This is a genomic window from Streptomyces sp. XH2 (assembly GCF_049725035.1).
Lineage (GTDB): Bacteria > Actinomycetota > Actinomycetes > Streptomycetales > Streptomycetaceae > Streptomyces > Streptomyces roseoverticillatus.
The window spans coordinates 55,089-73,107 of the sequence record NZ_JBMMMZ010000023.1; the positions used below are offsets into that span (position 1 = coordinate 55,089).

The 18,019-nt window shown below is 73.2% G+C and carries 14 protein-coding genes; 11 read left to right on the plus strand and 3 right to left on the minus strand.

Going from position 1 to position 18,019, the window contains the following annotated elements:
* Nucleotides 1-14 precede the first annotated feature (14 nt).
* Nucleotides 15-452, minus strand: a complete 438-nt coding sequence (locus ACOTKD_RS35600; protein ID WP_424893122.1) for a cell division protein SepF — start codon at nt 450-452, stop codon at nt 15-17.
* Between the two features lie 286 nt (nt 453-738).
* Here ACOTKD_RS35600 and ACOTKD_RS35605 point away from each other — a divergent pair, with 286 nt between their 5' ends.
* From ACOTKD_RS35605 to ACOTKD_RS35635, 7 genes are all read left to right on the plus strand, one after another.
* On the plus strand, nt 739-2,019 hold the full coding sequence (locus ACOTKD_RS35605; protein WP_424893123.1) for a DUF5685 family protein: 1,281 nt from the start codon (nt 739-741) through the stop codon (nt 2,017-2,019).
* 904 nt (nt 2,020-2,923) lie between these two features.
* On the plus strand, nt 2,924-3,952 hold the full coding sequence (locus tag ACOTKD_RS35610) for an LLM class flavin-dependent oxidoreductase (RefSeq protein WP_424893124.1): 1,029 nt from the start codon (nt 2,924-2,926) through the stop codon (nt 3,950-3,952).
* A complete protein-coding gene (locus ACOTKD_RS35615; protein ID WP_424893125.1) occupies nt 3,949-5,304 on the plus strand; it encodes an NtaA/DmoA family FMN-dependent monooxygenase in 1,356 nt (451 codons plus the stop codon). The genes ACOTKD_RS35610 and ACOTKD_RS35615 overlap by 4 nt, the downstream gene beginning before the upstream one ends.
* Nucleotides 5,305-5,309: 5 nt before the next feature.
* Nucleotides 5,310-6,110: a DUF1684 domain-containing protein gene (locus ACOTKD_RS35620; RefSeq protein ID WP_424893126.1), complete on the plus strand. Its 801-nt coding sequence runs from the start codon at nt 5,310-5,312 to the stop codon at nt 6,108-6,110.
* Nucleotides 6,111-6,659: 549 nt separating this feature from the next.
* On the plus strand, nt 6,660-7,550 hold the full coding sequence (locus tag ACOTKD_RS35625; protein WP_424893127.1) for a S1 family peptidase: 891 nt from the start codon (nt 6,660-6,662) through the stop codon (nt 7,548-7,550).
* A gap of 132 nt (nt 7,551-7,682) precedes the next feature.
* Nucleotides 7,683-8,543, plus strand: a complete 861-nt coding sequence (locus ACOTKD_RS35630; protein ID WP_424893128.1) for a slipin family protein — start codon at nt 7,683-7,685, stop codon at nt 8,541-8,543.
* 708 nt (nt 8,544-9,251) lie between these two features.
* On the plus strand, nt 9,252-10,334 hold the full coding sequence (locus ACOTKD_RS35635; protein ID WP_424893129.1) for a S1 family peptidase: 1,083 nt from the start codon (nt 9,252-9,254) through the stop codon (nt 10,332-10,334).
* 176 nt (nt 10,335-10,510) lie between these two features.
* Here ACOTKD_RS35635 and ACOTKD_RS35640 read toward each other — a convergent pair whose 3' ends face one another.
* The gene (locus ACOTKD_RS35640) at nt 10,511-10,978 is read right to left on the minus strand and encodes a subtilase-type protease inhibitor (protein ID WP_424893130.1); all 468 of its coding nucleotides are present in this window, start codon (nt 10,976-10,978) and stop codon (nt 10,511-10,513) included.
* 413 nt (nt 10,979-11,391) lie between these two features.
* On the opposite strand from ACOTKD_RS35640, the gene ACOTKD_RS35645 reads away from it, so the two are divergent.
* The 4 genes from ACOTKD_RS35645 to ACOTKD_RS35660 all read left to right on the plus strand — a co-directional run bounded on the left by ACOTKD_RS35645 (nt 11,392) and on the right by ACOTKD_RS35660 (nt 17,051).
* Nucleotides 11,392-12,399: an ABC transporter permease gene (locus ACOTKD_RS35645; RefSeq protein ID WP_424893131.1), complete on the plus strand. Its 1,008-nt coding sequence runs from the start codon at nt 11,392-11,394 to the stop codon at nt 12,397-12,399.
* 117 nt (nt 12,400-12,516) lie between these two features.
* The gene (locus ACOTKD_RS35650) at nt 12,517-14,301 is read left to right on the plus strand and encodes an ABC transporter substrate-binding protein (protein ID WP_424893132.1); all 1,785 of its coding nucleotides are present in this window, start codon (nt 12,517-12,519) and stop codon (nt 14,299-14,301) included.
* Between the two features lie 6 nt (nt 14,302-14,307).
* The gene (locus tag ACOTKD_RS35655; protein WP_424893133.1) at nt 14,308-15,300 is read left to right on the plus strand and encodes an ABC transporter permease; all 993 of its coding nucleotides are present in this window, start codon (nt 14,308-14,310) and stop codon (nt 15,298-15,300) included.
* Nucleotides 15,297-17,051, plus strand: a complete 1,755-nt coding sequence (locus tag ACOTKD_RS35660; RefSeq protein ID WP_424893134.1) for a dipeptide ABC transporter ATP-binding protein — start codon at nt 15,297-15,299, stop codon at nt 17,049-17,051. Before ACOTKD_RS35655 ends, ACOTKD_RS35660 begins: the two co-directional genes overlap by 4 nt.
* Here ACOTKD_RS35660 and ACOTKD_RS35665 read toward each other — a convergent pair.
* Nucleotides 17,031-17,915: a terpene synthase family protein gene (locus ACOTKD_RS35665; protein ID WP_424893135.1), complete on the minus strand. Its 885-nt coding sequence runs from the start codon at nt 17,913-17,915 to the stop codon at nt 17,031-17,033. The genes ACOTKD_RS35660 and ACOTKD_RS35665 overlap by 21 nt on opposite strands.
* Nucleotides 17,916-18,019 lie beyond the last annotated feature (104 nt).

An 18,019-nucleotide genomic window follows, 5' to 3' on the forward strand; every position in this document is an offset into this window, starting at 1 on the left:
CGGCGCCGCGCACCTCAGCTCTGGTTGTAGAAGCCGCCGTTCGCCCGCCCCACCGGCTCGCCGCTGACCACCTTGTAGTCGGCGGGGGTCAGCAGGAAGACGCGGTTGGCCACGCGCTCGATGGAGCCGCGCAGCCCGAACGTCAGCCCGGCCGCGAAGTCCACGACGCGCTTGGCGTCGTTGGGCTCCATGCCCGTGAGGTTGACGATCACGGGCACCCCCTCGCGAAAGAGCTCGCCGATGCCCCGGGCGTCGCGGAAGCCGTCCGGGGTGACGGTGGCGATGCGCGTTCCCTGCTCCTGCGCGGCCTCGTCCGCCACGCGCACCTTGGGGTTGGTGACCCAGGAGTCGCCGGGCTCGGGTCCCTCGGCGTAGTCGTCGTCGTAGTAGCGCTCGTCATCGCTGTCGTCGACGAGGCCGAGCCAGGCACTCGCCTTGCGCACCGATCCCATGAACGCCTCCTCTCACACGCGGTGTGTTCCGTCCGCATCCCTATCGTCGTCCATGATGCGGATGGTGTGCCAAGCGGATGGCCGCCGGACGAGCATTTCGTGACGCATCTGGTGCAAACCGGTTGGCGGTGCGTCAGAAACCCCGTAGGCCCCTTCTTGCGCCCTGGACCTGGGCATATGCGGTTACGGCGGGCGATTCGGGGGCGAGGTGAGGGCCCCGGTCGGGTCGGGTGGTCAGGTGTTTAGGATGCCCGGGTCCATTCACACCACACACGGGGGCTGGGTTTTGTTCGGGATCATAAGGCCATGCCGGCACCGGTTGTCAGAGGCCATGCGCACGGAATGGATGGCGCATCTGTGCGGACTGTGCCTCGCGCTGCGCGGCGACCACGGACAGTTCGCACGCGCGGCCACCAACTACGACGGTCTGGTCATCTCGGTCCTGGTGGAGGCCCAGTCACCGGCGGACGAGGGCGCCAACTCCTGGCGGCGCACGGCGGGCCCGTGCCCGCTGCGCGGCATGCGCACCGCTTCCGTGGCCAAGGGCGAGGGCGCGCGGCTCGCCGCTTCGGTCTCGCTGGTGCTGGCGTCGGCGAAGATGCGCGACCATGTCGCCGACGGCGACGGCGTGTTGGCGCGCCGCCCGGTCGCCGCGGCGGCGCGCCGTGTGGCCGCCAAGTGGGACCGCGCCGGTGCCCGTACGGGAGCCGACCTCGGGTTCGACACCGCGGTGCTGGTCGACGCGGTCGAACGGCAGGCCGGCATCGAGGCGCTGGCCGGTACGGGGACGTCGCTGCTGACGGTGACCGAACCCACCGAGACGGCCACCGCCGCGGCCTTCGGCTACACCGCCGTCCTCGCCGGACGGCCCGGCAACAAGGCGCCCTTGGAGGAGGCGGGCCGGCTCTTCGGGCGGCTGGCCCACCTGCTGGACGCCGTCGAGGACCTGGCGGAGGACGCGGAGACCGGCGCGTGGAACCCGATCGCCGCGACGGGCACCGGACTCGCCGAGGTGCGCAGGCTGTGCGACGACGCGGTGCACGGCGTCCGCCTGGCGCTGCGCGAGGTCGACTTCGCGAGCAGGAGCCAGAGCAGGCTGGCGCACGTGCTCCTCGCGCACGAGCTGGAGCGCGCCGTCGACCGGGCGTTCGGTACGGCGGGCTGCGGGCATGCCGGGCACGCGGGAGCGGACGGGCATGCCGGAGGGGCCGGTCACGCCACTGCCGCCGGGTCCCAGGACGGTTCGCCCCATGGTGCGTTCGGGCCTCCGCCCGTCATGCCGCCGGGGCACGTGCCGCCCGGCGCGCCGCCCGAGCCGCCGCGGCGCGGCCGGCAGCGCGGGCTCATTGCCGGCTGTGCCGTGTGGGCCACGCTTTTCTGCACGTGCCAGGTCTGCTGCCGGGACCCGTACTTCGACCCGTGGGACGGAACGCGGCGGGAAGGCTGGTGCCACAAGTGCGATTGTGGCGACTGCGATTGCAGCGGCTGCGGCGATTGCTGCAACTGCTGTGACTGTTGCGAGAACTGTGATTGCTGCGACTGTGGCGGTTGTGACTGCGGCTGTTGAGCACGTACGAGGCTGCTGAGCACGCACAAGCACACGTACGAGGTACGAGGGGAGGGGCGGCGCATGCGTGCCGCTGATGTGAAGGCGTAACCGTGTGATGAAGGCGTAACCGTGTGAAGGCGTGACTGATGTGATGGGCTCCGCGGTCCGCGCGGTCAGCCCTGACGACAGGAGTCGCCCGGAAGGGGTGCAGGGGAGCCGGGACACGACGCGGACCACACCCGGCCGAAGTCGATGTGGTTCCGGGTGACGAGCTGTTGCCCTGAGTGCATGGGCCAAGTGGAACAGCCATCCGTTTCCTCGTCAACTGTCCTGAGACAGCCTGTCCAGCATGCGGACCTGTCGGCGGACAGGCTTGACAGTTGGCCAAGGCACCGGAATAGCCTCGTAGTTCGGTCGTGCTGAGGGGCGCGGCCGGATGCGCCGCGCCCGACGCGGCCGCCGCGTCCGTCGTGAAGGCGCCGTCCCGTACGCACGGAGCCCTCGCATGCCCTCTTCCGCCGTCACCGGCGCCTCCGGCTCACGCGAACGCGTCGCCGCCGGCGCGCCCTTCGCCCGCCCTGCCGGGCCCGCCTTCCGCGCTCGGTCTCCCCTGCCCGTGGGGCACCGCCGGCCACCACCGTGGGGGTGTCTCATCGCCGCGGCGGCCGGAGGAACGCCGGCTCGGCAAGGCCGCCGGGCCCGGCACGACTCCTCCGCCGCGGCTGCGAGCAGCCGGGACGGTGTCGTCCGGCGGTGCCCGGCCGGGGCGAGGCCGCCGAGCGCCGCCGGGATCCCGCCGTGCCTCCGTCCGTCGCCGCGCCCATGCTCCCATCGGCCCCGGCACCCGGAGCCGGCCGCGCCGGTTCGCTCAACCGACCGGGCGGCCGGCCCGTTCGTGCTCCCCACACCCCCAGGGAATCCCATGTCCGCACCCATCCGGCCCCTGCACCTGGCCGTGAGCATCGACCGCCCCGGCGTCCGCGACGCCGAGCCCTACGTCCGCGCCGCGCGCCTCGCCGAACGCGGCAGGCTGGACTTCGTCACCCTCGGCGACACCCTCGGGCCGCCCCGGCGCGGCGCGAGCCGCCTCGACGCCCTCGCCGTCCTCGCCCGCGTCGCCCCCGCCACCGACCGGATAGGCCTCGTGCCCACCGTCACCACCACCCACACCGAGCCGTTCCGCGTCGCCGACGCCGTCTCCACCCTCGACTGGGTGAGCAACGGCCGTGCCGGCTGGACCGCCGAGGTGTCCGCCACCGAGGCCGAGGCCCGCCACTTCGGGCGGCGCGCCCCGGCCCCCGCCGACGCGCTGTGGCACGAGGCCGCCGCGGTCGCCGAAGCCGCCGCCCGGCTCTGGGACAGCTGGGAGGACGGCGCCGAGATCCGCGACGCCGCCACCGGCCGCTTCATCGACCGCGACAAGCTGCACCACGTCGACGCCGAAGGCCCCGGCTGGTCCGTCCGCGGACCCTCCGCCGTGCCCCGCCCCCCGCAGGGCCGCCCGGTGACCGCCGTCGACGCCACCCGCCTGCCGGCGCGCGCGGCCGCCGCACGCCACGCCGACGTCGTCTACCTCCGCACCGGCCCCACGCCCGCGCCCGGCGCGGTCCGCGCCGCCCGCGACGACCTGCACGCCAGGCTGCGCTCCCTCGGCCGCGACCCCGGCCGCGTCGTCGTCCTCGCCTCCCTGCCCGTCGAGCTGTACGCGGCCGCCGACGCCGTCGCGCTCGCCGACCTGGCCGGCTCCTGGTGGGCGGACGGCGTCGTCGACGGCTTCCACTTCCGGCCCCGTGACCCCGACCGGGATCTCGCGCTGCTGGTCGACGGCACCGTGCCCGTACTCCAGCACCGGGGCCTGCTCCGCTCCTTCTACCCCGGCGGCACGCTCCGCGAGCACCTGTGCCTGCCGCGTCCCGCCAACCGCTACGCCACCGCGAGGAGTACCGCATGACCGCCCCCGGGGCGCGGCAGCGCAAGCAGATGCACCTGGCCGTGCACGTCCCCGCCGCCGGCAGCACGACCGTGTGGGCACACCCGCGTTCCGGCAGCCGGACCGGCTTCCCGTCCTTCCAGCACCTCGCCGCCACCGCCGAACGCGGCCTCTTCGACTTCCTGCTCCTCGCGGAAGGGCTGCGGCTGCCCGAGCACAAGGGCCGGATCCACGACCTGGACGCCGTCGGCCGCCCGGAACCGATCACCGTGCTCAGCGCCCTGGCCGCCGTCACCGAACGGATCGGCCTGGCCGCCACCGCCGACACCTCGTTCCACGAGCCCTACGAACTGGCCCGCCGCCTCGCCTCCCTGGACCACCTCAGCGGCGGGCGCGCCGGCTGGCACGTGACCGCCTCCTCCGACGCCCTCACCGGCGAGAACTTCCGGCGCGGCGGCCGCCCCGACCGCTCCCGGTGCTTCGCGCGCGCCGCCGAGTTCGTCGCCACCGCGCGCGAACTGTGGGACTCGTGGACGCCCGGGGGCGTGCCGCGGCCCTTCGCCCACCACGGGCCCCACTTCTCCGTCTCCGGCACGTTCGACGTGGCCCGCAGCCCGCAGGGGCACCCGGTCGTCATCCAGGCCGGGGACGCGGACGGGGAAGCGGAACGGGAGTCCGCGGCCTCCTCCGCCGACGTGTTCTTCGCCGGGCGGCCCGGGACGACCGGGACGCCGGAGGCCGGGCAGGCCCTCTCCGCCGACGTCAAACGGCGGCTCGCCGCGTACGGGCGGCGGCCCGGAGAGCTGAAGGTCATGCCGGGCGTGACGTTCGCGCTCGGGGACACCGACGCCGAGGCCCAGGAGAACGCCGCCGAGATCCGCAAACAGCAGGTGTCGCCGCAGCGCGCGCTGTTCGCCCTGGAACGGGTGTGGGGCCGGGACCTGTCCGGCTACGACCCCGACGGGCCGCTGCCCGGCATCGACCCCGACCCTGCCGGGGAAGCCGCCCCGGACCCCGCCGGAGAAGCCGCCCCCGGGTGGTCCCCGATCGCCGACCGCCTCGCCGTCGCCGCGCGGTGGCGGGCCGTGGCCGAGGCGAAGGGGCTGTCCATACGGCAGACCGTGATCGAGACGACCGGGCGGCAGTCCTTCATCGGCACCCCCGCGTCCGTCGCCGCACAGATGGACGAGTTCGTCACCGCCGGAGCCGCCGACGGCTTCGTCCTCCTCCCGCACCTCATCCCCGGCGGGCTGGACGAGTTCGTCGACCGCGTCGTGCCGCTGCTGCAGGAGCGTGGCGCGTTCCGGACGGAATACGCGGGCGCGACGCTCCGCGAGCACCTCGGGTTGCCGCTGCCCGTATGGAAAGGTTGACGGTCATGAGCACGGACACGGCGCGCGACGCACGACAGCAGTGGAACGCGTGGCGCGAAGAGCGCACGGAGACGGTCTCGGCACCGTACGGACCCCTCGCCCTGACGGGGACGCACTGGCTCGCCGACGCCCCCGAGGGGCGCATTCCCGCCATTCCCGGGCAGTGGGCGGAAGAAGAGGACGCGGTACGGCTGTCCGCCGCGGCCGTCGACGGACTCACCCTGGACGGACGGCCGCTGGACGGCGTGGTCCGGCTCCGCCCCGACAAGGGCCCCGCGGCGGCGGCCCGCGTCTCGTACGGGGGGCGCAAACTCGTGGTGATACGGCGTGAGGGGCTCTGGGCGGTGCGCGTCTTCGACCCCGGCTCGGCCGGGCGGCGCGAGTTCGCCGGCATCGACGTCTTCGACCACGACGAGAAGTGGGAGCTGGACGGCGTCTTCCGCCCGTACGGCAGCAGCCGGCGCGTGAGCGTGGCGAACGCGGACGGGCGGGAACGGGGGCTCGGCCTGGACGGCGAACTCGCGTTCACGGTCGCCGGAGCCGAACACACGCTGCAGGCCGCGCTGGAGGTGGACGGGACGCTGTGGGCGGTGTTCGCCGACGCGACGAGCGGCACGTCGAGCTACCGCTTCCGCTTCCTGCGGGCGCCGGCGCCGGGCGTCGACGGGCGGGTGACGCTCGACTTCAACCGGGCGCTCCTGCCGCCGTGCGCTTTCGCGGACCACTTCATCTGCCCGTTCCCGCCGCCGGGCAACACGCTCACGGTCCCCGTACCGGCGGGGGAACGAGACGTCGTGCGGGGGTAGTTCGCGGGGGCCTTTCCGCTTGCGGCGGGCGGGCACCGCCGGTCCACGCCGTGGTGGTTGATCGCCGTCGCGGCGGGGCTGGTGTTCGGGCTGTCACCTGGCAAGTTGCGGGGCCCGCCGGGCTACCGCGTGCGAACGGGTTCGCCGTCTGGCAAGAGGGATCCGCCGCGGCGGCGAGTAAGCCGTACGTCGGAGACCGGCGGTGCCGGACATTGGGCTGCCCCGCTCGGACGGGCTTGCTGTCCGGCAAGGAGGATCCGCCGCGGCGGTGAGCAACCCCCGCGGCGGAGACCGGCGGTGCCGCGCGTCGGGGCACCCGCGTAAGTGCCCACCGCACCCCGCGAGGAGCCCGCACCCCCGCGAGGGGCCCGCACCCCGCGTCGTGTCCATCGCCCCCGCGAGGGGCCCCGGCCGAAAGCGGCTCTTGCGAGCGGCGTCACGTGGCCCGAATACTCCCGAGAAGCGCTTGTCAGGGGCACGGCGAAAACGGAATCCCGCGTGCCCGTACCGGCTGCGCCTCACCTACCGACCCCACTCGGGAGGAACCACGTGAGGATCACCACGGCGACCCGCGTCGCCCTCGCCTCCACCCTCGCCGCCGCGGCGGCGTTCATCGGCACCGCCGCCCACGCCGAACCCACCGCCGGAGCCACCGGCTCCGCGGCCAGACTCGCCGCCGCCGGCGCCGCCGTGCAGTCCGCGGACGTCGCAGGCACCGCCTGGGTCGTCGACCAGGACAGCGGCACCCTCGTGGTCACCGCGGACTCCACCGTCCCCGACGCCGCCCTCGCCGGAATCAGGCAGCAGGCCGGCCCCGCCGCCGACGCGATACGGGTCGAGCGGACCGCCGGCGTCCTCCGCCCCTACCTCGGCGGCGGCGACGCGATCTACGCCCCGAGCTGGCGCTGCTCGCTCGGCTTCAACGTGCGCAAGGGCAACACCGCCTACTTCCTCACCGCGGGCCACTGCACCGAGGGCAAGCCGCCGTACTACACCAACTCCGGGCACACCACCAGCATCGGCCCCACCACCGGAACCAGCTTCCCGGGCAACGACTACGGCATCGTGCAGTACACCAACGGCTCCCTCCCGCACCCCAGCGAGGTCAACCTCTACAACGGCCGCACTCAGCGGATCACCGCCGCGGGCAACGCGAGCGTCGGTCAGTCCGTCCAGCGCAGCGGCTCCACGACCGGCGTGCACGGCGGCAAGGTCACCGGCCTCAACGCCACCGTCAACTACGGCAACGGCCAGGTCGTCCGCGGCCTGATCAAGACCGACGTGTGCGCCGAGCCCGGCGACAGCGGCGGCGCCCTGTTCGCCGGGTCCACCGCGCTCGGCCTCACCTCCGGCGGCAGCGGGAACTGCAGCTCCGGCGGGACGACGTTCTTCCAGCCCGTCGGACCGGCGCTGAAGGCCTACGGCGTGACCATCGGCTGACGGCGCCGGGCCGCACCCTGCGGGCGGCGCGCACGAGCCCCCGGTCCGTACGCAGGGCCGGGGGCTCGACCCTGTGCCCGATACGGGCATACCGTGGACATAACACCTGAGATGTACGGCAGGGGGCCTCCCATGGTCGAGGATCTGGTGGTGGCAGCCGTGGGCGTGGCGTCCGCCGGGGCGGTCTACGTCATGGCGGCGGCCCGCGTGGTCAAGCAGTACGAGCGCGGCGTGGTGCTGCGGCTCGGGCGGCTCATGCCCGAGGTCCGCCCGCCGGGGTTCACCTTGATCGTTCCGGGCGTCGACCGGCTGCGCAAGGTGAACATGCAGATCGTCACGATGCCCGTCCCCGCGCAGGAGGGCATCACGCGCGACAACGTCACCGTGCGGGTCGACGCGGTCGTCTACTTCAAGGTCGTCAACCCCGCCGAAGCGGTGATCGCCGTGGAGGACTACCGCTTCGCGGTGTCGCAGATGGCCCAGACGTCCCTGCGCTCGATCATCGGCAAGAGCGACCTCGACGACCTGCTCTCCAACCGGGAGAAGCTGAACCAGGGCCTGGAGCTCATGCTGGACAGCCCCGCCATCGGCTGGGGCGTGCAGATCGACCGGGTGGAGATCAAGGACGTCTCGCTGCCGGAGACGATGAAGCGGTCCATGTCCCGGCAGGCGGAGGCGGAGCGCGAGCGGCGGGCCCGGGTGATCAACGCGGACGCGGAGCTGCTGGCGTCGAAGAAGCTCGCCGAGGCGGCGGCCACGATGGCCGACCAGCCGTCGGCGCTGCAGCTGCGGCTGCTGCAGACGGTGGTGGCGGTGGCGGCGGAGAAGAACTCCACGCTGGTCCTGCCGTTCCCGGTGGAGCTCCTGCGCTTCCTGGAGCGCTCGGCGCAGCAGGGGCTGGTGCCGCCGGATCCGCCGCGCGCCGCGGAGAAGCCGCCGCCGGCGCCGCCGCCTCCTCCTCCGGAGGAGCTCCCTCCGGCCGCGGAGACGTGACCGGGCGCCGGAAGAGGCAGGACTCCCCGGCCGGGCCTTTGAATCCGCCGCCGCGGTGCGCAACTCCAACGGCGTAGTCCGGCGGTGCCGGTCTGCCTGGCACCGCCGGCCTGCGCCGCGGGGCGTCCCGCCGTCGCGGCGGGGAGAGGGCCGGGCTCCCCGGCCGGGTGAGCGGCTCGGCCGGGCCTTTGAGTCCGTGGCCGTGGCGCGCAACCCAACCGCGTGGGGCCGGGCGGGCGCCCGCGCGTCCGCCGTTGCGCGGGGAGAGGAAGCCGGGTTCCCCGGCCAGGCCCTTCAATCCGCCGCTGCGGTGCGCAACCCCGACGGCGTAGTCCGGCGGTGCCGGGTCTGCCGGTGCCGCCGGACTACGCCGTCGGGCGTCTCGCCGTTGCGGCGGGAACAAGGGCCGGCGCACCCCGCCCGCACAGTCGTCGGCGCGGGCGCGCGTCTCGCGCGTGACCCCAACGGGTTAACCCCGCACCGGTAAACGCCACCCCATCCGCGCCCGCCGCATGGCGGGGGCGCGCGCAGCGACACGCGCGCCAAGGCAATTCCGCCTTGTGCGCGCCCTCCCCGGGTCCGGGATACTCGACAAGCCAACTTGGCATGGACGCGCCCTCTGTAAAGCCGTCGGCGAGCCCGTGTCGCATGTCCTCCGGGCCCGGCGCATCGCCTTCCGTGGCCCAACCCCCCACCGGAGGTGCCGAGTTGAAGCGTAGATGGATTCCCGCGCGCGTCGCCCTCGCCGCCGCGTCCGCCGTCGCCCTCGCGGCGGTGACCCTCAGTCCACAGCAGGCCGACGCCTCGCCCGGCTCGCCCGCCGCTCCCGCCCGCGCACCGTCCGCCGCCTCGGACGCCTCCCTCGCCGGGACGCTCGTCGCCGCGCTGGGGGGCGCCGCAGCCGGTTCGTACTACGACTCCACCCTCGGCAGGCTCGTCGTCGACGTGACCGACGGCCGGGCCGCCGACCTGGTCCGCGCGGCGGGCGCCGCGCCCCGCGTCGTGGAGCACTCGAAGGCCGAGCTCGACTCCGCGCACGCGACGCTGGACTCCCGCATCACCACTCCCGGCACCGCCTGGGCGGCCGATCCGCGGCTCAACAAGGTGGTGCTGACCGCCGACCCCACGGTCACGGCGGCGGACCTCGCCCGGATCAAGGACACCGCCCGGTCGCTCGGCAGCGCGGTGGTGGTCAAGCGGTCCGCCACGAAGCTCACCCGGTTCATCGCCGGCGGCGACGGCATCTGGGGCTCGCAGTACCGCTGCTCGCTCGGTTTCAACGTGAAGCGGGCCGGCAAGCCCGACGCCTTCGTGACGGCCGGGCACTGCGGCAAGGTCGAGGCCGACTGGCGCGCGACGAACGGCGGCACCGTGATCGCGCGCACCGAGGCCGCGACGTTCCCGGGTCGTGACTACGCCCTCGCCTCGTACACCGCCACGATCGACCACCCGAGCGCCGTGGACCCGGGCCTGAAGCCCATCACCGGCGCCGGTGCCGCGACCGTCGGCCAGGCCATCAGCCGCAGCGGCTCCTCGTCGGGGCTGAGGACCGGCACGGTCACCGCGCTCAACGCCACGGTCAATTACAAGGAGGGCCAGGTCACCGGGCTCATCGAGACCAGCGCCTGCGCGGAGTCCGGCGACAGCGGCGGCCCCCTCTTCGCCGGGACCCTGGCGCTGGGCGTGCTGTCCGGCGGCAGCGGGAGCTGCGCGATGCCGCTCCCGGCGCCGAGGACGTACTTCCAGCCGGTCCAGGAGATCCTCGACGCGTACGGCGCGACCATTCCCTGAGGCCACGGACCGAAGGCGCGAACCGAAGGCCACGGACCGAAGGCCGCGGACCGAGCGCAGGACTCGGCCCCCGGACACACCTCCACGGTGTCCGGGGGCCGTTCCATGCTCGGCCGGTCTGCGCGTTCAGCCGTGTTCAGTTGTGTTCAGCCGCGCTCAGCCGGCCCGCGGGGGGTTCAGAACTCGAAGAGCGTGCCCTTGCCCGCCTTCGCCTCGCACGGGTTCCCGAAGGTGCGCTCGAAGCGGACCCGCTGGCCCTCCCACACGCCGTCGGCGGTGACGACGATCGGGTTCCACTCCTTGGTGCAGGCCGTGCCGGACTTGATGGTGGTGAGCTTCTCGAAGTCACCGCCGGCCGCCCGCAGCGCGGCGCAGGCACCCTTCGCGTCCGGGTGGGTTCCGGTCGCCTTGGGGAAGCAGGTCAGCGTCACCGCGCGGTCGACCGATGCCTCGGTGGAGTTCGCGCCGTGACCGGTGGTCAGGACCAGGGCGGAGGAGGCGTACAGGCTCTGCGCCTGTATCGCGGAGGCGGGTGCAGGTGCAGGTGCAGGTGCGGCGCTCGCGGTCGTCGTTCCGGCGGCCAGGAGGCCGCCGCCCAGTGCGAGCGCGGCGCCCATCGCGATGCCCCCAGTGATGTACCGCATTCCGAACACTCCCTTGCTCGTGGCTGCAGATAACGGACGGCAGTCTTACCCAAGTTGAGCGCGAACGCACATGGATCGAACACTTTCAGTCGCTGGTTGAAAACCCTCAGTAGTGGCCGGATCTCGTGTGATGCACGTCTCGTATGAGCCCCGGAGGGGAGGGCCGGGCTTCGCCTCGCGTCCGGTTCAGGGCAATTGAGGGGATTTAATGTTACAGGGATGTTGACCAGCGAAGATTCCTTGTAATCAATGATGAATTATCCAACTCGCCTTCAAAAAGATGGATTGCGGACGCTCATTTCGTTGGATCTAATGATCCGCACGCCGGATCGGGCGATCCCCGCACACCGGCCGAAAAGAGGCCCGCCATGTGACCGAGCGGCGGCCGGAGCGATATAGGAGCGCGGCAGCAAATGGCCGAAGAGCACTCAGGGAGACCCCCGCGGGGCACCCTCGAAGCGCCCTCCCGAGGGCCCTTCGCCACCACCTCCCACGGCCCCTTCGCCACCGCCTGCCGCGCGTTCCGCCGCGACCGCACGGGCATGGCCGCGCTCGCCGTCGTCGTCTTCTGCGCGCTGCTCGCGGCGGCCGCGCCGCTGGTCACGGCCCTGTACGGGAAGAACGCCACCGAGCACTACGGTCAGCACGACGCCGGGCTGCTCAGCGCCGAGGGCCTTCCGGTCCTGCCCAACGGCGGCATCTCCGCCGACCACTGGTTCGGCATCGAACCCGGCCTCGGCCGCGACGTGCTCGCCCAGTTGCTGTACGGCATGCGCACCTCGCTGCTGGTGGCCCTCGCCTCCGTCGCCGTGATCGCCGTGGCGGGCGTCGTCCTCGGCGTGACCGTCGGCTACCTCAGCGGCCTCGCCGACCGGGCCTTCACTTTCGTATGCAATGTGCTGCTCGGTTTTCCGACACTTCTGCTTCTCCTCGCGCTCAGCCCGGTGATCCGGACCCGCTTCGTCGGCCCCGGTGAGAACGAGCCCGCCTGGATGCAGTTCACCTCGCTCATCCTGGTGTTCTCGGCCTTCGGCTGGGTGCCGCTCGCGATGGTCCTGCGCACGTCCGTACGGGCCCTGCGCGAGCGGGAGTTCGTCGAGGCGGCACGGGCCGTCGGAGCGAGCCGCCGGCACATCGTGCTGCGCGAGCTGCTGCCCAACGTGTGGGCGCCCGTGCTCGTGCACGTCACCCTCGCCGTCCCCGGCATCGTCACCGCCGAGGCCGCGCTGTCCTTCCTCGGCGTCGGCATCAACGAGCCGATCCCCGACTGGGGCCGCATGATCTCCCGCGGCTCCGAGGTCTTCTACGACGACCCGACCTACATGGTCTTCCCGGGCGTGGCGATCCTCGTCTTCGTCCTCGCGTTCAACGTTCTCGGCGATGCGGTGCGGGACGCGCTCGATCCGCGGATCGTGCGCTAGCGCTCCGCGCGCGCCGAGTTCGACTGCGGGCCCGTCCGTGGCTGGTCGCGCAGTTCCCCGCGCCCCTCATCGAGGGGCGCACCGCACCCCCTTCCCCTTCTCGACCCGGAGTTCACCATGGTCCGAATCAGTCCGCGCATCGCAGTCGTCCCGGCGCTCGTCACTGCCGCCGCCATGCTGATGTGCTCCTGCTCGGCCGGTGCGGGCAAGGACGCGGAGGGGGCCAAGGGCGGCGGCGCCACGGCCGCCAAGAGCGGTCAGCGGCTCACCGCCACCCTCGGCACCGCCACGGACAGCCAGGGCCCGGCCCCGGCCGTCGAGGGCGCCCGCACCGGCGGCACGATCCGCATCGCCAACGCCAATGACTACGGTCACCTCGACCCGCAGAAGATCTACGCGGGCGAGTCGTACAGCACGTCCCTGCTATGGGGCCGCCAGCTGACCCAGTATCAGGTCGTCGACGGCAAGCCCAAGCTCGTCGGCGACCTCGCCACCGACACCGGGCAGTCCTCCGACGGCGGCCGCACCTGGACGTACAAGCTCAAGGACGGCATCGCCTGGGAGGACGGCGAGCCCATCACCTCCGAGCACGTCAAGTACGGCATCGAGCGCACCTTCGCCCCCGGCTTCGAACTCGGCCCCACCTACTGGCCCGAGTGGCTCACCGGCTCCGAGGACCGCACCGCCGCCGTCGAGAAGTACGCCGGCCCCGAACACGGCGACCTCGGTGCCATCGAGACGCCCGACGCCAAGACGATCGTCTTCCGCTTCCCGCAGCCGCAGTCCGACGTGCCCTACATGGCCGCCCAGTCCTCCTCGTCCCCCGTCCGCAAGGACAAGGACACCGGCACCGGCTACGACACCCGGCCCTTCGCCACCGGCCCCTACCGGATCGCCGAGCACAAGCAGAACCAGAGCCTGACCCTGGAGCGCAACCCGCACTGGAAGCCGGAGACCGACCCCATCCGCCACCAGTACGCCGACCGCTTCGAGTTCACCTTCGGCAAGAAGATCCTCAACACTGCGCAGGAGGTCCTCAACGGGCGCGGCGCGGGAGCGGACACCCTCTCCACCAAGAGCGAGGTGCCGCCGGAGCTCTACGCCGAGGCCCGGCGCGACGCGAAGAAGAACGACCTCCTCGTCACGGGCAGCCAGGGCGCGTACACCAGCGACCTCTACATCAAGAACAGCCGCGTCACCGACCCCGAGGTCCGCAAGGCTATCCACTACCTCTTCCCGCGCGAGCAGGCCCGCCAGGTCCTCGGCGGCCCGCGCCTCGGCGACTTCGCCACCACGCTCTCCTCGCCGGCCGTCGTCGGCTGGAAGAAGTACGACCTCTACCCCGTCGCGCCCGCCGGGGACGTCGAGAAGGCCAAGGAACACCTGGCGAAGGCCAGGACCAAGGTCGACACGCTCACGTACGCGTACGAGAGCGACGCGCCCGAGAAGGACCGGCTCGCCCAGGTCCTCGTCGAGGCCTTCGCCAAGGCGGGCATCAAGCTCGTCACCAAGCCGCTGGAGAAGGCCGCCTTCACCAACGAGGTCTTCCGCGGACCGGCCCCCTACGACCTGTGGCTGTCCACCAACTCCGTCGACTGGCCCACGCCGTCCACGCTGCTGCCCGAGAGCTACCACAGCAAGCTCGACGCCCTCGCCAACTCCATCCGCTACAGCAACCCCGAGGTCGACAAGGAACTGGAGCGCATCGCGACCATCGGCGAGGCGCAGCAGAAGGCGGACGCCCTGATCGCTCTCGAACAGACCGTCATGAAGGACGTCCCGGTCGTGCCGTTCCTCTACCCCAGCGTCACCCAGTTCCGGGGGACGAACGTCGGCGGAGCCGCGATCCACCCGATCTACGGCTCCATCGCGGCGGCCGACCTGTACCTGAAGAGGTCGTAAGGCTCCATGACCGGCTACCTCCTGCGACGGGCCCTCCAGGCCGCGGCGGTGCTCCTCGCGATCACCGCCGCCGCCTTCGGGCTCTTCTACGCCGCCCCCTCCGACCCCGCGCTCATCGCCTGCGGCCCCAAGTGCGACACCGCACAGGTCGAGGCCGTCCGCCACAGCATGGGCCTCGACCAGCCGCTCGCCGGCCAGTACCTCGACTACCTGCGCGGCCTCGTCGCCGGCCGCACCATCAGCGACGTCGACGGCAGCCCCATCGACTGCACCGCCCCCTGCCTCGGCTACTCCTACACCCTCCACCAGCCGGTCCTCGACGCCATCGGCGACCGCTTCCCCGTCACGCTGTCGCTGGCGGGCGGGGCGCTCGCGGTGATCGTCGCCCTCGGCATCGGCGCGGGCTTCACCGCCGCGCTGCGCCGGGGCACCGCCACCGACCGGCTGCTGTCCGGCTTCACCCTCGTCGGCGCGAGCGTGCAGATCTACTTCCTCGGCTACGCCCTGCAGTACCTGCTCGTCTACAAGACCGGGCTCCTGCCGCTGCCCGGCTACGCACCCCTCGCCGACGGGCCGCGCGCGTGGGCCGCCGGGCTGCTCCTGCCCTGGCTCGTCCTCGGCTTCGTCAACGCCGCCGTCTTCGCCCGCCTCGCGCGCTCCCAGACGCTGGAGACGATGCACGAGGCGTACGTGCGGACGGCCCGCGGCAAGGGGCTCACCGCGCTGCGGGCCCACGTGAAGTACACGGCGCGCGGTGCCGCCGGGCCCCTCGTCCAGCTGCTCGGGCTGGAGGCCGGGGCGCTCTTCGGCGGCGCGTTCATCACCGAGACCGTCTTCGGGCTCGGCGGCGTCGGCAAGCTCGCCGTCGACGCCGTCGTCCAGAACGACCTGCCGACGGTCGTCGGCACGGTGCTGCTCGCCGCGTTCTTCGTCGTGGTGTTCGTGGCCCTCGCCGACCTGGCGGTGGCCCGGCTCGACCCGAGGGTGAGGCTCGCATGACCCCGGCACTGTCCGTCGAGGACCTGACGGTCTCCTTCAAGGGACGAGGCGGTACGGAGGTCACCGCCGTGGAAGGCCTCTCCTTCTCCTTGGCGCCCGGTGAAGTCCTCGGCCTGGTGGGGGAGTCCGGCTCGGGGAAGTCCACGGTGGGGCTGGCGGCGATGGGGCTCCACGACCCGGCCCGTACGAGGGTGAGCGGGAGCGTGCTGGTCGGGGGCGAGGAGGTGGTGGGCGCGCCCGAGTCCTCGGTGCGTGCCCTGCGCGGCTCCCGGATCGCCATGGTCTTCCAGGACGCGCTGGCCGCGCTCTCGCCCTTCCATACGGTGGGCGCGCAGCTGGCGGAGGCGTACCGGGTACACGCCCCGGCGGGTGCGGGGCGGCGGGCCGACGCGCGGGAGAAGGCCCTGGACATGCTGGAGCGGGTCGGCATCCCCGCCGCCCGCGCCCGCGACTACCCGCACCAGTTCTCGGGCGGCATGCGGCAGCGGGTGATGATCGCGACGGCGCTGGTGAACCGCCCGGACGTGCTGATCGCCGACGAACCGACGACGGCGCTGGACGCGCGCGTACAGCGGCAGGTCCTCGAACTGCTCGCGGAGCTCCGGGAAGAGAGCGGTACGGCGGTGCTGCTCGTCACGCACGACGTGGGCGTCGTCGCCGGGACGTGCGACCGCATGCTCGTCATGCGGGGCGGCCGGGGCCTGGAAGAGGGCCCCACCCGCAAACTCCTGACCGACGCGGCCCACCCGTACACGCGCGCCCTGATCGGCGCGGCGCCGACGCTGAACACGGTGCCGGGGACACGTTTGCCGACGGTCGACGACCCGGGGCCGCTCGCCCCGGGGGGCGGGGCTGCGCCTGCCGGCGCCGGGCATGGTCTGTCCGTCGCGCCGGCGGGTCGTCCGACGGCGGAGTCCGGCGGTGCCGGGCGGACGTCGGCCGGGGCGCAAGGAGCCGCGGCCCCCGCACGCCCTCTCGCCGAGGCCGTCGATCTCCACGTGGAGTTCGGAGGCCGCCGACGGCTCCTTCGGAGTGGGCACGGTGCCGTACAAGCCGTGCGCGGCGTGAGTCTGCGCATCGACCCGGGGGAGACCCTCGGCCTCGTGGGGGAGTCCGGGTCCGGGAAGTCGACCACGGCGAGGGTCCTGGCGGGGCTGCAGCGGCCCACGTCGGGGGACGTGCGGTTCGACGGCCGGGACATCACCCGCGCCGCGGCCGACACGCGCCTGCGCCGCGAGCTCAGCCGTGACGTACAACTGGTCTTCCAGGACCCGTACGCGTCGCTCAACCCACGCCGTACGGTCGAGGAGATCGTCACGACGCCGCTGCGGGTGCACACAGGCCTGGACAAGGGGGAGCGCCGCGCGCGGGCGGCCGAGCTGCTGGAGCAGGTGGGCCTGCGAGCAGCCCATCTGCACCGCTACCCGCACGAGTTCTCCGGAGGCCAGCGCCAGCGCATCGGCATAGCCCGCGCGCTCGCCCTCCGCCCGCGCCTGGTCATCGCGGACGAGCCCGTGTCGGCGCTGGACGTGTCCGTGCAGGCCCAGGTGCTCAACCTGCTCATGGACCTCCGCGACGAACTGGGCCTGTCCCTGCTGTTCGTCTCGCACGACCTCGCCGTCGTCCGGCACTTCTGCGACCGGGTGGCGGTGATGCGGGCCGGGAGCGTGGTCGAGAGCGGCCCGCGGGACGAGGTCTTCGGCGATCCGAAGGCCCCCTACACGCGGGAGCTACTCGCGGCCACGATGTAGGGCGGTGCCCGCGCTGCCGCTCGTGGAGGGGACGGGCGGCGGCGCGGGACGCCGGGGACGCAGCAGGTCCACGGGGACACCGGTGACGTCGTCGGCGAGGAGCAGCCGCCGGGTCTCCCCGGCCGGTCCCTCGCGCAGGGCCCACGCCAGGTGGCCGTCGGCCCAGAGGGAGAGCCCGCGGCTCCAGGCGGCGACGGCGGAGGAGGGCTCCTCGTGTTCGAGGCGGAGCAGGGCGCTCCGGAGCGTCTCCCGGGCGGCAACGCCCCGGGTGAGCACGGCGTTCGCGGCTTCGGCGGCGGCCTGAAAGGACGCCAGCTCCCGTACGGTGGACGCCAATTCGGTTCGGCAGGCGTATTCGACGAGGTCGGGCACAGACCCGGGCGCGAGCCCGTCCCACGCCCGCCGCCCGGCGGCGCACTCCCGGAAGCGCCCGGTGACCCGGGCGCGCCACGCGGGCGACATCGCGGGCGCGGTCATCCGCCAGACGTCGGCGAGCGCCCGCTGCAGGGCGGTCCGCGGCGGAGGCGTGCGCCCGCCGTCCGGCGGCAGGAAGTCGGGCAGCGCGTCGTACCCGTACGCGCTCTCCTCCTCCCGGTGGTGGAACCGGTCGTCGAGGGCGTGGAACCACACCAGCCAGGCCGCGACCCGCTGCAGCCGCCCGCACTCGGCCTCCGGCGCCACCAGCGCCGCGAACTCCGCACAGCCCGCCCTGCGGAAGCGCCGCTGCGCGGAGAAGGACTGGATCAGCCCCGTCCGCCGCACCCAGCGGTCGGTGAACGCGGCGGCTTCGTCGAGGTGCGGGCTGATCCGCTCAGGCTCGGGGAGATCGGTGACCGGCGGCCGGTAGCTGGGCACGGGGGACACGACGTTCCTCAAGGACGGGGGACGGGAAGTCACAGCGTCCACCCCGGCGCCGCCCCGGATCCATGGCCCGGTCCCGTTTGCCAACGGCTCATCAGCGCACCACC

Excerpts from the sequence above, each read along its gene's own strand:
- ACOTKD_RS35600 (WP_424893122.1), bottom strand. The coding sequence starts at position 452 with ATGGGATCGGTGCGCAAGGCGAGTGCCTGGCTCGGCCTCGTCGACGAC.
- ACOTKD_RS35610 (WP_424893124.1), top strand. The coding sequence starts at position 2,924 with ATGTCCGCACCCATCCGGCCCCTGCACCTGGCCGTGAGCATCGACCGC.
- ACOTKD_RS35615 (WP_424893125.1), top strand. The coding sequence starts at position 3,949 with ATGACCGCCCCCGGGGCGCGGCAGCGCAAGCAGATGCACCTGGCCGTG.
- ACOTKD_RS35620 (WP_424893126.1), top strand. The coding sequence starts at position 5,310 with ATGAGCACGGACACGGCGCGCGACGCACGACAGCAGTGGAACGCGTGG.
- ACOTKD_RS35630 (WP_424893128.1), top strand. The coding sequence starts at position 7,683 with ATGGTCGAGGATCTGGTGGTGGCAGCCGTGGGCGTGGCGTCCGCCGGG.
- ACOTKD_RS35640 (WP_424893130.1), bottom strand. The coding sequence starts at position 10,978 with ATGCGGTACATCACTGGGGGCATCGCGATGGGCGCCGCGCTCGCACTG.
- ACOTKD_RS35645 (WP_424893131.1), top strand. The coding sequence starts at position 11,392 with ATGGCCGAAGAGCACTCAGGGAGACCCCCGCGGGGCACCCTCGAAGCG.
- ACOTKD_RS35650 (WP_424893132.1), top strand. The coding sequence starts at position 12,517 with ATGGTCCGAATCAGTCCGCGCATCGCAGTCGTCCCGGCGCTCGTCACT.
- ACOTKD_RS35655 (WP_424893133.1), top strand. The coding sequence starts at position 14,308 with ATGACCGGCTACCTCCTGCGACGGGCCCTCCAGGCCGCGGCGGTGCTC.
- ACOTKD_RS35660 (WP_424893134.1), top strand. The coding sequence starts at position 15,297 with ATGACCCCGGCACTGTCCGTCGAGGACCTGACGGTCTCCTTCAAGGGA.